This is a genomic window from Agathobaculum sp. TL06 (assembly GCF_054658635.1).
The window spans coordinates 1-14,096 of the sequence record NZ_BAAGGY010000017.1; the positions used below are offsets into that span (position 1 = coordinate 1).

18 protein-coding genes and 1 tRNA gene are annotated in these 14,096 nt (G+C 59.5%); 11 read left to right on the forward strand and 8 right to left on the reverse strand.

Features of this window, described 5'->3' with window-relative positions:
* The 6 genes from ACYQ3S_RS11000 to ACYQ3S_RS11025 form a co-directional block, all read left to right on the forward strand.
* Positions 1–437: 4-hydroxyphenylacetate 3-hydroxylase C-terminal domain-containing protein (locus ACYQ3S_RS11000; protein WP_459689123.1), on the forward strand; the 437-nt coding region annotated here is incomplete at its 5' end.
* 82 nt (positions 438–519) lie between these two features.
* Complete coding sequence (locus ACYQ3S_RS11005) at positions 520–786, forward strand: hypothetical protein (RefSeq protein WP_459689124.1); 267 nt, start codon at positions 520–522, stop codon at positions 784–786.
* 47 nt (positions 787–833) lie between these two features.
* Complete coding sequence (locus tag ACYQ3S_RS11010; protein WP_459689125.1) at positions 834–2,402, forward strand: acyl CoA:acetate/3-ketoacid CoA transferase; 1,569 nt, start codon at positions 834–836, stop codon at positions 2,400–2,402.
* A 186-nt stretch (positions 2,403–2,588) separates the two neighbouring features.
* The gene (locus ACYQ3S_RS11015) at positions 2,589–3,776 is read left to right on the forward strand and encodes an acetyl-CoA C-acetyltransferase (RefSeq protein WP_459689126.1); all 1,188 of its coding nucleotides are present in this window, start codon (positions 2,589–2,591) and stop codon (positions 3,774–3,776) included.
* A gap of 122 nt (positions 3,777–3,898) precedes the next feature.
* A complete protein-coding gene (locus ACYQ3S_RS11020) occupies positions 3,899–4,714 on the forward strand; it encodes an enoyl-CoA hydratase-related protein (protein WP_459689128.1) in 816 nt (271 codons plus the stop codon).
* Positions 4,715–4,759: 45 nt separating this feature from the next.
* Positions 4,760–5,629 carry a 3-hydroxyacyl-CoA dehydrogenase family protein gene (locus tag ACYQ3S_RS11025; RefSeq protein ID WP_459689130.1) on the forward strand — a complete coding sequence of 290 codons (870 nt, stop codon included), beginning with the start codon at positions 4,760–4,762 and terminating at the stop codon, positions 5,627–5,629.
* A gap of 168 nt (positions 5,630–5,797) precedes the next feature.
* Here the strand turns inward: ACYQ3S_RS11025 and ACYQ3S_RS11030 are convergent, their stop codons facing one another.
* Together ACYQ3S_RS11030 and ACYQ3S_RS11035 are read right to left on the reverse strand one after the other, a co-directional pair.
* Positions 5,798–6,325, reverse strand: coding sequence for a nucleoside recognition domain-containing protein (locus ACYQ3S_RS11030; protein ID WP_459689132.1), 528 nt, complete (start codon positions 6,323–6,325; stop codon positions 5,798–5,800).
* 136 nt (positions 6,326–6,461) lie between these two features.
* Positions 6,462–7,046, reverse strand: coding sequence for a nucleoside recognition domain-containing protein (locus ACYQ3S_RS11035; protein ID WP_459689133.1), 585 nt, complete (start codon positions 7,044–7,046; stop codon positions 6,462–6,464).
* Between the two features lie 112 nt (positions 7,047–7,158).
* Here ACYQ3S_RS11035 and ACYQ3S_RS11040 point away from each other — a divergent pair, with 112 nt between their 5' ends.
* Positions 7,159–7,401 carry an AbrB/MazE/SpoVT family DNA-binding domain-containing protein gene (locus ACYQ3S_RS11040; protein ID WP_459689134.1) on the forward strand — a complete coding sequence of 81 codons (243 nt, stop codon included), beginning with the start codon at positions 7,159–7,161 and terminating at the stop codon, positions 7,399–7,401.
* A gap of 34 nt (positions 7,402–7,435) precedes the next feature.
* On the opposite strand, the gene ACYQ3S_RS11045 is transcribed toward ACYQ3S_RS11040, so the two are convergent.
* The 6 genes from ACYQ3S_RS11045 to ACYQ3S_RS11070 all read right to left on the reverse strand — a co-directional run bounded on the left by ACYQ3S_RS11045 (position 7,436) and on the right by ACYQ3S_RS11070 (position 11,908).
* Complete coding sequence (locus ACYQ3S_RS11045) at positions 7,436–7,732, reverse strand: sporulation transcriptional regulator SpoIIID (RefSeq protein WP_459689136.1); 297 nt, start codon at positions 7,730–7,732, stop codon at positions 7,436–7,438.
* A 144-nt stretch (positions 7,733–7,876) separates the two neighbouring features.
* Positions 7,877–8,452, reverse strand: coding sequence for a TetR/AcrR family transcriptional regulator (locus ACYQ3S_RS11050; protein WP_459689137.1), 576 nt, complete (start codon positions 8,450–8,452; stop codon positions 7,877–7,879).
* A 181-nt stretch (positions 8,453–8,633) separates the two neighbouring features.
* Complete coding sequence (locus ACYQ3S_RS11055) at positions 8,634–9,785, reverse strand: sodium ion-translocating decarboxylase subunit beta (RefSeq protein ID WP_459689139.1); 1,152 nt, start codon at positions 9,783–9,785, stop codon at positions 8,634–8,636.
* 15 nt (positions 9,786–9,800) lie between these two features.
* Positions 9,801–10,184, reverse strand: coding sequence for a biotin/lipoyl-containing protein (locus ACYQ3S_RS11060; RefSeq protein WP_459689140.1), 384 nt, complete (start codon positions 10,182–10,184; stop codon positions 9,801–9,803).
* 15 nt (positions 10,185–10,199) lie between these two features.
* Positions 10,200–10,538, reverse strand: coding sequence for an OadG family protein (locus tag ACYQ3S_RS11065; RefSeq protein WP_459689141.1), 339 nt, complete (start codon positions 10,536–10,538; stop codon positions 10,200–10,202).
* 2 nt (positions 10,539–10,540) lie between these two features.
* Entirely contained in the window at positions 10,541–11,908 is a 1,368-nt protein-coding gene (locus tag ACYQ3S_RS11070) for a pyruvate carboxylase subunit B (RefSeq protein WP_459689215.1), read from the reverse strand.
* 318 nt (positions 11,909–12,226) lie between these two features.
* Here ACYQ3S_RS11070 and ACYQ3S_RS11075 point away from each other — a divergent pair.
* The 4 genes from ACYQ3S_RS11075 to ACYQ3S_RS11090 all read left to right on the forward strand — a co-directional run bounded on the left by ACYQ3S_RS11075 (position 12,227) and on the right by ACYQ3S_RS11090 (position 14,076).
* Positions 12,227–12,303, forward strand: a tRNA-Arg gene (locus tag ACYQ3S_RS11075).
* 135 nt (positions 12,304–12,438) lie between these two features.
* Positions 12,439–13,065, forward strand: a complete 627-nt coding sequence (locus ACYQ3S_RS11080; protein WP_459689142.1) for a TlpA family protein disulfide reductase — start codon at positions 12,439–12,441, stop codon at positions 13,063–13,065.
* Positions 13,062–13,208: a CD1871A family CXXC motif-containing protein gene (locus ACYQ3S_RS11085; RefSeq protein WP_459689143.1), complete on the forward strand. Its 147-nt coding sequence runs from the start codon at positions 13,062–13,064 to the stop codon at positions 13,206–13,208. The genes ACYQ3S_RS11080 and ACYQ3S_RS11085 overlap by 4 nt, the downstream gene beginning before the upstream one ends.
* A 19-nt stretch (positions 13,209–13,227) precedes the next feature.
* The gene (locus tag ACYQ3S_RS11090) at positions 13,228–14,076 is read left to right on the forward strand and encodes a 4Fe-4S binding protein (RefSeq protein WP_459689216.1); all 849 of its coding nucleotides are present in this window, start codon (positions 13,228–13,230) and stop codon (positions 14,074–14,076) included.
* Positions 14,077–14,096: the final 20 nt, after the last annotated feature.

Here is a 14,096-nt window from a genome sequence, read left to right on the forward strand (position 1 = left end):
AGACGCTGTACTGCTGCGGCATCGCGTGCTCCAGCCAGGGGACGAAGACAAAGAGCGGCAACTACCTGATCGACCTGCTGCTGGCGAACGTATGCAAGCAGAACGTGACGCGGTTCCCGTACGAGATCGCGCGTCTGGCGCAGGACCTTGCGGGCGGCATTATGGTAACGCAGCCGAGCGAGGCGGACTACCGGAATCCGGCGACGCACGACTACATCGAGAAGTACCTCAAAGGTGTGGCAGGCGTGCCGACCGAGGACCGCATGCGTGTGCTGCGGCTGATCGAGAACATGACGATGGGTACGGCCGCGGTTGGCTACCTGCCCGAGTCCATGCACGGCGCAGGCTCCCCGCAGGCCCAGCGCATCATGATCGCTCGTCAGTCCAACCTCGAAATGAAAAAAGAACTCGCCAAGAAGATTGCCCGTATCAAGTAATCTCTGAAGCATCCCATAGGCACCCGCGGGCGATCCGTGAGTGCCTATGTTTGCGCTTAGACAAAAGGAGGTTTACGCACCCATGCTGCGCTGCACTGTCAAATTCTGCGGCGGCTGCAACCCGCGGTATGACCGCGGCGCGGCCTATCAAGCCGTGCGCTCCTCCCTTTCGGACGTCGCACAGTTCTCCTATCCGGAGGATGGCGCCCACTACGACGCATTGCTGATTATCCGCGGCTGCACCGGCTGTCCCTATCTGTATGAGGACATTGATGCCGACCGCCGCTTCCTGCTGGTGTCGGCGGACGATATTCCGTCGGTCACCGAGCAGATCCGGCTGCTCGCGTAAATGAAACGGGCTGCGCACGCCCGTTACTCTGAGGAGGATGATAGAACATGAAGAAAGTAAGCATTATCTCTGCGGAAGAGGCCGCCCTGAAAGTACAGGACGGCGACACGATCGCCACCGGCGGCTTCGTCTCCTGCGCCTGTCCGGAGACCCTGTCCAAGGCGCTGGAAAAGCGCTTTCTGGAGACCGGCCATCCGAACAACCTGACGCTGTTCTTCGCGGCCGGCCAGGGCCACCGCGACGGCACCGGCGGCGACCACTACGGCCACGAGGGCATGGTAAAGCGCGTCATCGGCGGCCACTGGGACCGTGCGCCCCGTCTGGGCGAGCTGGCGCTGGCCAACAAGATTGAGGCGTACAACCTGCCGCAGGGCGTTATTTCGCATATGTACCGCGATATCGCGGCGCACAACATCGGCACGATCACCCACGTCGGCCTCAAGACCTTTGCCGACCCGCGCAACGGCGGCGGCAAGCTCAACGACGTGACCAAGGAGGATCTGGTCAAGGTCATCAACATCGAGGGGCAGGAGCGCCTGCTGTATAAGGGCTTCCCGATCAACGTGGTGTTCCTGCGCGCTTCCTACTGCGACGAATACGGCAACTGCACCGTACACCGCGAGATCGGCCCGCTGGACGTGACCGCGATGGCGCAGGCGTGCAAAAACTCGGGCGGCAAGGTCATCGTGCAGGTCGAAAAGATCGTGCAGGGCGGCTCGCTCGATCCGAAGCTGGTGGCGATCCCGGGCATTTATGTGGATTCGGTCGTCGTTGGCTCGGAGGAGGAAAACATGCAGTGCCTCGGCATGCCGTATGACGGCGCGCTGACCGGCGAATTCCGCATTCCGGTGGACGCCATCCCGCCCATCCCGATGGACGCCAAGAAGATCATCGCCCGCCGCGCGGCCATGGAGCTGCCGCCGGACGCGATCGTCAACCTCGGCACCGGCGCGCCGGAAAAAATTGCCAACGTCGCCGCTGAAGAGGGCATCTCGGACAAGATGACCCTGACCGTCGAGGCCGGCTCGATCGCGGGCGTCCCCTATGGCGGCACCCAGTTCGGCGCGGCCGCCAACGCAATGTGCATCATCCCGCACAACGTACAGTTTGACTTTTACCAGGGCGGCGGCCTGGACGTCGCGTTCCTCGGCCTGGCCGAAACCGCGCCCAACGGCGACCTGAACGTGTCCAAGTTCGGCACCCGTCTGGCCGGCGCGGGCGGATTCATCGACATCACCCAGAATGCCAAAAAGGTCGTCTACTGCGGCACGTTTACCGCTAAGGGCCTCAAGACCGAGTGCCGCGACGGCAAGCTGGTCATCACCCAGGAGGGCGCGAAGAAAAAGTTCGTCAACGCGGTCGAGCACATCACGTTCTCCGGCGACTATGCCAACGAGGTTCACCAGCCCGTCCTGTACATCACCGAGCGCTGCGTGTTCGAGCTGCGTCCGGAGGGCGTCACCCTGGTCGAAATCGCGCCCGGCATCGACCTGCAGACCCAGGTGCTCGATCAGATGGAATTCGCGCCCCAGATCGCCCGCCAGGCGGACGGTTCGATCAAGCTGATGGACGCGCGTATTTTCCGCGATGAACTGATGGGTCTGGCAAACGATTAATTCCCGATTTATTCCTTGTGTGTGTTGTGCAAGTTATGGGTATTTTAAGATTTGGGCCATATTCCTTACAAAAACCCCTTGCATTTTTCTGCACATTTGATAAAATATTAACGAACTCGTTAAGAGATGTCACAAACTGCTGCGCCGGCGTCACCGGCGTAAGAGAAGAAAAGGAGAAACAGCCAAATGAACGTTTATATCTGTTCCGCAGCCCGTACCGCGATCGGTACTTACGGCGGCACCCTCCGCGACGTACCCGCAGCCCAGCTCGGCGTTGTTGCCGCCAATGCGGCGATCGAGCGCGCCGGTGTGGACAAGGAAGCGATCGATGAAGTAATGTTCGGCCAGGTGCTGCAGGGCGGCTGCGGCCAGAACGTTGCCCGTCAGGTCCTGATCGGCGCGGGCCTGCCGATCACCACCCCCGCCATGACCCTCAACAAGGTCTGCGCGTCCTCCATGCGCGCAATTTCGCTCGGTTCCCAGATCATCCGTTCCGGCGAGGATCAGCTCATGCTGGTCGGCGGCGTTGAGTCCATGTCCGGCGCACCGTACGTTTCCCACAACGTGCGCTGGGGCGCGCGCATGAACGACGTCAAGCTGGTCGATATGATGGTTCATGACGGCGTATTTGATATTTTCAACCAGTACCACATGGGCATCACCGCGGAAAACGTTGCCGAGCAGTACGGCATCACCCGCGAGATTCAGGACCAGATCGGCTACGAGTCCCAGATGAAGGCCGCCAAGGCGATTTCCTCCGGCCGCTTCAAGGACGAGATCGTTCCGGTAGAGGTCAAGAAGAAGAAGGAAACCGTTATTTTCGATACCGACGAGCACTGCCGCCCGCAGACCACGCTGGAAGGCCTGGCCAAGCTGCGTCCGGCGTTCAAGAAGGACGGTACCGTCACCGCGGGCAACGCTTCCGGCATCAACGACGCCGGCGCCGCGATGATTATCGCGTCCGAGGATTATGTGAAGGCGCACGGCCTCAAGCCGCTCGTCAAGATCCGTTCGTTCGGCTCTGTCGGCTGCGACCCGTCCATCATGGGCGTCGGCCCGATCGAGTCCACCCGCCAGGCACTCAAACGCGCCGGCCTGACCGTTGCCGACCTCGACCTGGTCGAGTCCAACGAGGCGTTTGCCGCGCAGGCCGCTGCGGTCAACCGCGAGCTGGGCTTTGATATGGACAAGGTCAACGTCAACGGCGGCGCGATCGCGCTGGGCCACCCGATCGGCGCGGCAGGCTGCCGTATCACCACCACGCTGATCTATGAAATGATCAAGCGCGACTCCACCCTCGGCCTTGCCACCATGTGCATCGGCGGCGGCATGGGCGAAGCGATCGTTGTTGAGCGCGACGAGCTCTGCAAGTAAATCAAACCGGCATGATAGGGGGCTTTTTGCAGGCCCCCTATCTCCAAAGCATTCGATTGCGCAGGTGCGCGGCGCACCTCGTATATAAGATTCCGACATCAATTTGAAGGGAAGTCTTACCAATGACTGATGTAGTAGTTGAAAAGAAAGGCCATGTAGCGGTCGTCAAGATCGAGCACATGAAAGCCATGAACGCGCTGTCCACCGATATGTACGGCCAGCTTGAGGAAGCGTTCGACGAAGTTGCGGCGATGGACGACGTATACTGCGTCGTGCTGACCGGTTCCTCCATGGTAAACAAGAAGGGCAAGACCGTCAACTCCTTCGTGGCCGGCGCGGACATTTCCGAAATGTCCACCCTGTCCGTTGAGGAAGGCAAGAAGTTCGGCAACAACGGCAACCGCGTTTGCTGGAAGATCGAGAACTTCAAGCGTCCGGTCATTGCAGCAATCAACGGCTTCTGCCTGGGCGGCGGCTGCGAGCTGGCGATGTCCTGCGATATCCGCCTTGCATCCGATAACGCGCTGTTCGGCCAGCCCGAGGTCGGCCTGGGCATCACGCCGGGCTGCGGCGGCACGCAGCGTCTGGCCCGCATCGTAGGCCTCGGCAAGGCTAAGGAGCTTATTTATACCGCCCGCGGCAACTACACCGCGCAGCAGGCGCTGGAGATGGGTCTGGTCAACTACGTTTACCCGCTGGATCAGCTGATGGACGAAGCCATGAAGCTGGCCGAGGAGATCGCGGCGCAGGCGCCGATCGCTGTCGCGCTCTGCAAGGAAGCGATCAACGTCGGCATGCAGACCGACCTGAATTCCGCGCTCAAGCTGGAGGGCAACATCTTCGGCGAGTGCTTCGCAACCGAGGACCAGAAGTACGGCATGGCTTATTTCCTCGATAAGAATAAGGAAAAGCCCGCCAAGGAGTTCAAGAACAAGTAAGCGCGTTTGTTTATCTGCAATCATTGAGAGAGAGGGTTATATAATATGAAAGTTTGTGTATTCGGCGCCGGCAACATGGGCGCGCGCATTACGGAAGTTTTCCTGACCAACGGCCATGAGGTAACGATGCTTGACGTAAAGCAGGAGTTCATCGACCGCGGCGTTAAGACCATCACCAACGACCTGTCCTTCCTCGTCAAGAAGGAAAAAATGACCGAAGAGAAGAAGAACGAGCTGCTCGCTTCCCTCAAGACCTCGCTGGACCGCAAGGCTGCCGCCGACGCCGACTTCATCATGGAAGTCATTCTGGAGCGCATGGACCTGAAGAAAGAGCTTCTGCAGGAGCTGGACCAGATCTGCCCGGCGCACACCATCTTCGGCTCCAACACCTCCGCGCTGTCCATCACCGAGATGGCCGCCAGCGTACCGAACCGCGCTGACAAGGTGATCGGCTGCCACTTCTTCAATCCGGCTCAGATCATGAAGCTGGTCGAGGTTACCCGCGCGATTCAGACCTCGGACGAGACGTTCCAGACCGCGTTCGACCTGATGGCTTCCCTGGGCAAGACTCCGGTATCGGTCAACGAAGGCCCTGGCTTTGTCGTAAACCGTATCCTGATCCCGATGATGAACGAGGCCATGGGCATTGTTGCCGACGGCATCGCTTCCCCTGCTGATATCGACGTTGCCATGCAGCTCGGCGCCGGTATGAAGTCCGGCCCGCTCCACACCGCCGACCTGGTTGGCCACGATGTCAACCTGGCGATCATGGAGACGCTGTACCGCGAGACCGGCGATCCGAAGTACCGTCCGCATCCGCTGATGCGCAAGATGGTCCGCGCCGGCTGGCTCGGCGTCAAGACCGGCAAGGGCTTCTTCGAGTACGACGAGAACGGCAAGGAAATCGTAAAGTAAGAGAATACTATAAAAAGAAAGGACTGTACTTGTACAGTCCTTTCTTTTTGTGAGAAAATCAAACCCCTGAAATATCTTGATTTTTGCACAGTTTTTATGAAGGCGGTTTGGATGATTCTACAATTTTTTCTCAACGTATGGTATTTTTCCTGCAAACACGATATAATGTTACATGTATGGAAAATAGAGCCGCACCATCGCCGCCGATACGGCAAAGGCGGTCAAATCCGCGCAAAGGGCGGCAAACACGGCATAGCGGAGCCGGTTCAGCCCTAAATGACCGCTGTAAACGCTGATCGTGTAGAAGCTGGTTTCGGACGAACCCAGCATGACCGCCGCCACGCGGCCGGCATAGCTGTCCGGTCCGCAGCGCTGCATGATCTCGCTGCCCAGCGCCAAACCGCCGCCGCCGCTGATCGGTTTCAGCAGGGTCAGCGCGGTGCATTCCTTTGGAATGCCAAGCAAATTCAACAGCGGCGCAAGTGCGGCCGCCGCTAAATCGATTGCTCCGGACGCCCGCAGCATGTAAACGACCGTCAGCATGCCGACCATGGTCGGCAGCAGCCCCACAGCCGTTTCCAGGCCGCTTTTGGCGCCGCGCAGAAAAGTGGGAAACACGTCTACCCCTTTATACAGTGCGTATAGCCCCACTGCCGCCAGCAGCATTGGGATAAACGCGCTCTGCAGCATCCGCATGTTTCCTCTCCTTTCCCGCTGGCCCGCGTTTATTTTCAAATTTTAGGAAATATTTTTGGAAATAACAGGCAATTCGACATTTTTTGTGCTTTCCATATGCAATAATACAAATTGTAATCCGAACAGGTATTTCCCCTTATTTTTCATCGGGAAATAGCGGGCGGAGGATACGCGCACTCAACAGGACGACCGCGACAGACGCCACGGACGCCCCCCAAACCGCCGGCATGATGTCAAACGGTGCTGCAGCGCCGCACGACGCGCGTACCGCCGCCACCGTGGACGGGATGATCTGTATGGACGCCGTATTCAAGGTGATCAATGTCAAAACGGTATCCGGCGAACCGCGCCGGCCGGCAAGCGTGTACAGCCGGTCGACCGCGCGCAGCCCCAGCGGCGTTGCCGCATTGGAAAGTCCCAGCAGGTTTGCCGTCACATTGGCGCTCACCAGTTCCATGGCCTCTCTGTCGTTCGCTGCCTTGCCAAACAGCGGCCGAAGCAGGGGCGTAAGCGCATGGGACAGCTTTTGCGCCAATCCGGAAGCGCGGATCACCTCCATCACGCCGCTCCAAAAGCACATCAGGCCGGCGATGCTGATGGCTAACGTGACCGCTTCCGACGCGCCTGTTCCCACTGCGGCAGTGACCGCGTCCAACCGGCCGGTCACCGTCCCGCAAAGCAGGGCCAGGGCCAGAAATGCGACCCAGATTACGGAAAGCATTTACGCCTCTCCCCTCCCTTGTAGAAAAAAGCCGCTCTCCTCCATACAGAGAGCCGCAACATGGATTGATGCTGGCAAAGGAATGAATGAAGAATGAAGGAGTGTATATCAAATGAAATCCACTGGTATTGTCCGTAAGGTTGACGAACTGGGCCGAATCGTACTGCCGATCGAGCTGCGCAGGACGCTCGATATCGATGTGAAGGACGCCCTGGAAATCTATGTGGAGGGCAGCCAAATCATCCTGAAAAAGTACGAGCCTGCCTGCGTCTTCTGCGGCAGCTCAAAGGACGTGATCCACTTCAAGGATAAAAACGTCTGCCGCAGCTGCATTCGCGATTTGGAGTCCATCTGATCGATCTGATGCGTACATAGGCCGGCCACCCTCTTCAGCAAGGGTGGCCGTTCTTTTTTCCCTGCCGCGCGGTATCCCGCCCCGCCTGGGCGCGGTATTTCTCCCGCGTCGCCATGCCGCCGCGGATGTGCCGCTCCTTTTTATTGGTGTACAGCACCTCCTGCACGCGGTCGTACAGCACAGCGTTGAGCTTTTTCAGCCTTGTCGTGATATCCTTATGTACCGTTGATTTGGAAATGCCGAATTTGGCCGCCGTTTGGCGCACCGTCGCCTTTTCTTCGATCATATATTGCGCGAGCCGGACTGCCCGCTCTTCGGGTAAGCCTTTCACGATCGTCCCCCCTGCCTGTCGACGCTTTGATTACTACAAATCTATGCAGCGCAAAAGACAGGTAGAACGCGCTTTTTGCCGGAGTTGCCCCGTCCGGCTGATCCGCAAAACGCGCCACCGTTTTCCGCAAAAAAATGCGCCGCTTCATTTGAGCAGCGCATTGATCCCTTGTGTATGGTATTCCACCAGCCGGTTCAGTCCGGTCCGCACCTCGCGCGGACGGACGCGGTTTTTTAATATCTGCACGGTCCCGTCAATCAGGTTGCGCGCCATGATCTGTGCCAGCAGAAGGCAGTTGTCCTCATCCGTCAGCAGCGGCGCAGTCTTTGCCGCCAGCATATCGATCAGGCTGCTGCGCAGCCCCTCATACCGTGTCCCCTGCGACTGCTCCATAATGAGCAGCAGGCCGTATTTCTCGGCCAGCAGCAAAGAAATGACCTCCTCGGTCAGCAGGACCTGGTATTCGCGCGCGCCGGTGCGCGGGTCAAAGCGCTTGTCGCGAAAGCGCATAATCAGTCGCTTGAGCCCCTCCGCGGCGCCGTCCGTCAGCTCGTAAAACAGCTCCTCCTTGTTTTTGAAGTAATGGTACAGATTGCTCTTGCTGATATTGACCTTATCCGCAATCATCTGCAGAGAGGTCCGGTCGTACCCTTTCTGCAGAAATAGGTGCTGGGATTCCAGCAAAATCTTATGCCGTAGCTCGTCCTTCAAAACCTGCACAATAAAGACCACCCGTTCATTTCTTCCTATATTATAGCATTATGGCGCATTTTGTCAATACAAATGGGTTTTACAGGCGTTAAGACTGCGTCCGTTTTCAGGCCTCCCCGCGCCTCTATTCCCATGGAAAAGGGCGCCGGAATCGTCCGGCGCCCTTGCGCTCTGTTTTTGCGGCGCCCGCTTACGCGCCGAATACTTTCAGCAGGAAGCCCGCCGCGACAGCGGAGCCGATTACGCCCGCAACGTTCGGACCCATGGCGTGCATGAGCAGGAAGTTCGCCGGATTGGCCTTCTGGCCTTCGACCTGCGAAACGCGCGCGGCCATCGGGACCGCGGAAACGCCGGCCGAGCCGATCAGCGGGTTGACCTTGCCGCCCGACAGCTTGCACATGATCTTGCCGAACAGCAGGCCGCCGATCGTGGAGAACATGAACGCGATCAGGCCGAGGACGATGATCTTGATCGTCTCCATGGTCAGGAACTTCTCCGCAACCGCCTTACAGCCGACAGACAGGCCGAGGAAGATGGTCACGATATTACACAGCGTGTTTTGCGCCGTGTCGGACAAACGATCGGTCACGCCGCATTCGCGGAACAGGTTGCCCAGCATCAGCATGCCGATCAGCGGCGCCGTATCCGGAATCAGCAGGATAACCACAGTCGCTACCGCGATGGGGAACACGATCTTCTCGGTCTTGGACACCGGACGGAGCTGCTCCATCTTGATCTCGCGCTCCTTTTTGGTCGTCAGCGCGCGCATCAGCGGCGGCTGTATCAAGGGGATAAGCGCCATATAGGAATACGCGGCGATCGCGATTGCAGGCAGGTAATCCGCAGCCAGGCGTGAGGTGACCAGAATGGCGGTCGGGCCGTCCGCGCCGCCGATAATGCCGATCGACGCGGCTACATTCGGTGCAAAGCCCAGCGCCAGCGCCAACAGGAACGCGGTGAAGATGCCGAGCTGCGCCGCCGCGCCCAGCAGCAGCGAGGACGGCCGCGCGATCAGCGGGCCGAAGTCGGTCATCGCGCCGATGCCGAGGAAAATCAGCGAGGGGTAGATCGCATGCTCCACACCCTGATAGAACACCCACAGCATGCCGGGGCTGGCGCCGTCCGCCGGCGCGTTGAGCAGGCCGGTCAGGGGGAAGTTCGCCAGCAGGATGCCGAACGCGATCGGTACAAGCAGCAGCGGCTCAAACTTTTTGCCGATGCCGAGAAACAGCAGCACAAACGCGATCAGGATCATGACCAGGCTGCGCGGGTCGCTGAACAACGCGGCGAAGCCCGAGCCGGCCAGGATCTCCTCCAGCGCGCCTATAAATGAAAATTGCATGTTACGCGCCTCCCGTTACATCGTGCAAAGCGCCGTACCGGTTTCAACGGTCGCGCCCTTCTGCACGCTGACCGAACCGACGGTGCCATCATGCGGCGCACAGATCTCGTTTTCCATCTTCATCGCTTCCAGGATGAACAGCACGTCGCCCGCCTTTACCGCCTGTCCCGCCGCGCAGCGGACGTCCAGAATCGTACCCGGCATGGGCGCCGCGACGATCTCGCCGCCAGCCGGCGCCGCCGGGGCGGGCGCTGCAGCCGGAGCTGGCGCCGGCGCTGCGGCCGGTGCGGGTGCGGCTGCCGGAGCCGCCGGCGCGCTCCCGACGCAGACCGCGCTTGCGGAGCCCTTGTCCACCTCAACCTCATACTGTTTCCCATTGAGCGTAACCAGATATTTCATTGTTTTCTTTCCCCCTTATACAGCCTTGATAGACTTGAACACGAGCTGGTCGAGCGGAATGCCCGTTTCGTGGCTTACAATCGCCATTACGCATGCCGCCTGCGTTTCGTCGATGCCCTCCAGCACGACCTGCGGCGCTGCGGCCGGCGCGGGCGCAGCAGCAGGCGCAGCGACCGGAGCCGCTGCGGGCCGGGGCGCCGCCGCGACCGGCGCGGCTTTCTTTTCCACGCCGCCGACGATGCGGGATACCACAATGATGATGCCCCACAATAATGCCAGCATCAAAAATACGATCACAAAGCCGGACAGCGCAACCATCACTGCCTCGACCGGACTAAGCGGTCCCTGTATCATAGTCAACCGACCTCCTTGAACGAATAGCTTGCGGTAAAGGTCTGATCGCGGCGGTCAAAATACTGCTCCGCCTGCTGCGGGAACGCGATGTAGGAAAGCACGTCCTCCTCGCTCCGCGCGCGGCCGCCCAGGTAGGCCTTCGCCTCTTCAAATTCCGGCTTGAGCGTATCCGCGAAGCGGCCGGTCATCGGCTGCTCGTCGCCCAGCACCTTTTTCGCCAGTTCCGGATCAATTTTGCCCGGCGCCTTGCCATATTCGCCCTTGATATAGCTTTTGATCTCCTTGCCGATGGATTTATATCGCTCGCCGAGCAGGACGTTGACCGTTGCCTGCACGCCGACCATCTGCGACAGCGGGGTGACAAGCGGCGGGTAGCCCATGTCCTCACGCACGCGGGGAGTCTCCTCCAGCACGGCCTCCAGCTTGTCGATCGCGTTCTGCGCCTTGAGCTGCGCCACCAGGTTGGACAGCATGCCGCCCGGGATCTGGTAGTTGAGCGCGTCGGTCTTGGTGGACAGCACATAGGGGTCGAACAGCCCGTTGGCCGAGAACTTGTCCTTGACCGGCAGGAAGAAGTCGTTTACCTTTTTCAGCTGCTTGCTGTCCACGCCGCAGTCAAAGCCCATCTGCGCCAGCGCATAGACCAGCGACTCGGTCGCGGGCTGGCTGGTGCCGCCGGAGAAGCACGAGGTCGCGCAGTCGATGCCGGCCGCGCCCGCCTCCGCCGCCTTGAGGTAGGTCATATAGCCCAGGCCGGTGGTCGCATGGGTATGCACATAAACCGGCAGCTTGATGTTTTCGCGCAGCGCCGTGACAAGGTCGTAGCATTCCTGCGGCGACATGATGCCCGCCATGTCCTTGATGCAGAGCGAATTGCAGCCAAGCGCTTCGATCTGCTTGCCCAGGGAGACGAACATCTCCAGGTTGTGAATGGGGCTGAGCGTGTAGCAGATACAGCCCTGCGCATGGCCGCCCGCCTTGAGGCATTCATCCACGGCGGTTTCGATGTTGCGCATATCGTTGAGCGCGTCGAAAATGCGGATGATATCCATTCCGTTCTCCACGCTCCTGCGCACGAAGCGGCGGACGGTATCGTCCGAATAATGGTGGTAGCCCAGCAGATTCTGGCCGCGCAGCAGCATCTGCAGCTTGGTGTTTTTCATGTGGGATTTGATTTTGCGCAGCCGCTCCCAAGGATCCTCGTGCAGGTAACGCAGGCAGCTGTCGAACGTCGCACCGCCCCAGCATTCGATCGAATGATAGCCGGCCTTGTCCATATCGTCCAGTACGGCTTCAAAATCGTCAAACGGCATACGGGTTGCGATCAACGACTGCTGTGCATCGCGCAGCACGGTTTCGGTGATGTGCATTTGTTTCACGAATATGCCCTCCTTTACCGGCAAAACAGGGTATGAAAACAAAACTCTACCTACTACCCCATTTTACTTAATTTTATCATAGCACTTTCCTCTCAGGCATGCAATGTTTTTATTTTAACAAAGTTGCTTTGCTTATTTTGTCTGTATTTTCATGCGTTCTTGGATTGACAATCGTCCCGCCATACAGTATGATATAAAAATACTGTGCGTATTGCCTTCCCTTTTTAACCGCGGCGTTGTGCCGCGCAGGGGCTTGCCGGAACGCGTCCCATCTGTTATAATAAAGGTAATCGCAATCAATATATTTATGTCTCCGTACCTCAGCAGGATAGAGGGTCCGCCTCCTAAGCGGAACGTCGCAGGTTCGATTCCTGTCGGGGACGCCAATCTGCATGCCGCGCTGCGGTCCTTTGTCTGCAAAGGGCCGCGGCGCTTTCCTTTTGCACCCTTGACAAGCCCGCCCCCACTCCGTATAATGACAGAAACTACAACCCTACACATCACTGTTCTGGAGGAGTTCTATGCTGTTGCGATACCGTTTTGCCCTGTTGAGCGCCGTGCTCGCGCTTACACTTTCCCTTGGCGCCTGCGCTCCGGCGGAGGAGGCCGGCGCCGCGCCGCAGGCGCCTGTCTCGGATACGGACACCACGCCCAATGAAACGCCGGACGCGGACGATTCTCAAGCGCCGGCCGGCGTTATGAGCCGCTTTACTGCCACCGACCTGGAGGGCAGCGAGGTTGACCAGTCCATTTTCTCAGACTACAAGCTGACGATGGTCAACGTTTGGGCGACGTTCTGTACCCCGTGCATCAACGAAATGCCCGACCTCGGCGAACTGGCGGCCGAATACGACGAAAAGGACGTGCGCATCGTCGGCCTGGTCCTGGACACCCTGGATTCGGACGGTTCGATCAGCGAAAGCCAGGTGGAGACGGCGAAGGAGATCGTGGCCCAGACCGGCGCGGACTACCTGCACCTGCTCCCCTCGCCCGACCTGTACCATATCCTGTCCGACATCACCGGCGTACCGACCACATTTTTCGTGGACAGCACAGGCGCGCAGGTGGGGCATGCCATTGTCTCCGCGCAAAGCAAGGAGGAGTGGGTCGAAACGATTGACAGCATGCTGGCGGAGGTGGAGGCGTGAGCTTTCTGCGGCGCAACCGGACAGCGGCGGCGTTGATGCTGGCCGCCGTGGTGTGCCTCGCGCTTGGCGTATGGCGTGGGGAAACCGAAACCGTTTTCCGCAAAGCGGTTATGATCTGTATGGAGTGCATCGGCCTTGGGTAGACTGCGGAAGCATGCGCGCATGCTCGTCCAGCTCGCCTTTACCGCCCTGACAAACGGTTACGCCGCCGGTTTTGCAAAGGGCAGCATTTATAAAGGCCCTGGAAAATTTATCTGCCTGCCCGGCCTGAACTGCTACTCCTGCCCCGGCGCGCTCGGCTCGTGTCCGATCGGTTCGCTGCAGGCGGTCATCGGCAGCCGCAGCTATCGGTTCTCCTTTTATGTCGCCGGCTTCCTGCTCCTGTTCGGCGCACTGTTCGGCAGGCTGGTATGCGGCTGGCTGTGTCCGTTCGGGCTGGTGCAGGACCTGCTGTATAAAATCCCCTTTGTCAAAAAGCTGCGCCGCCTGCCCGGCGACCGCTGGCTCAAATATCTGAAATACGTCATCCTTGCGGGCTTTGTCATCGTGCTACCCCTGACTGTGCTGGATATTGTCGGGCAGGGCCAGCCCTGGTTCTGCAAATACATCTGCCCCTCCGGCACGCTGTTCGCGGGCATCCCGCTGATTGCCTCCAATCCCCCGCTGCGGGCCGCGCTCGGCTGGCTGTTCACCTGGAAAGCCGCGATCCTTGCCGTTCTGCTGCTGCTTTCCCTGCTGGTATACCGGCCGTTCTGCCGTTACCTCTGCCCGCTCGGCGCCATATACGGGCTGTTCAATCCGGCCGCGCTCTACCGGTTCCGCATTGACAGGGAAAAATGCACGGGCTGCGGCGCGTGCCAAAAGGCGTGCAAGCTGGATATCCCGATCCACCGGACGCCCAACAGTCCGGAATGCATCCGCTGCGGGGACTGCCGGCGCGCCTGTCCGCACGGCGCTATCTGCACCGCGAACCGGCGCGCGGCCAGGCCCTTCAGGGAAACGCGGCAATGACCGGTCCCATCCGGTCTTTT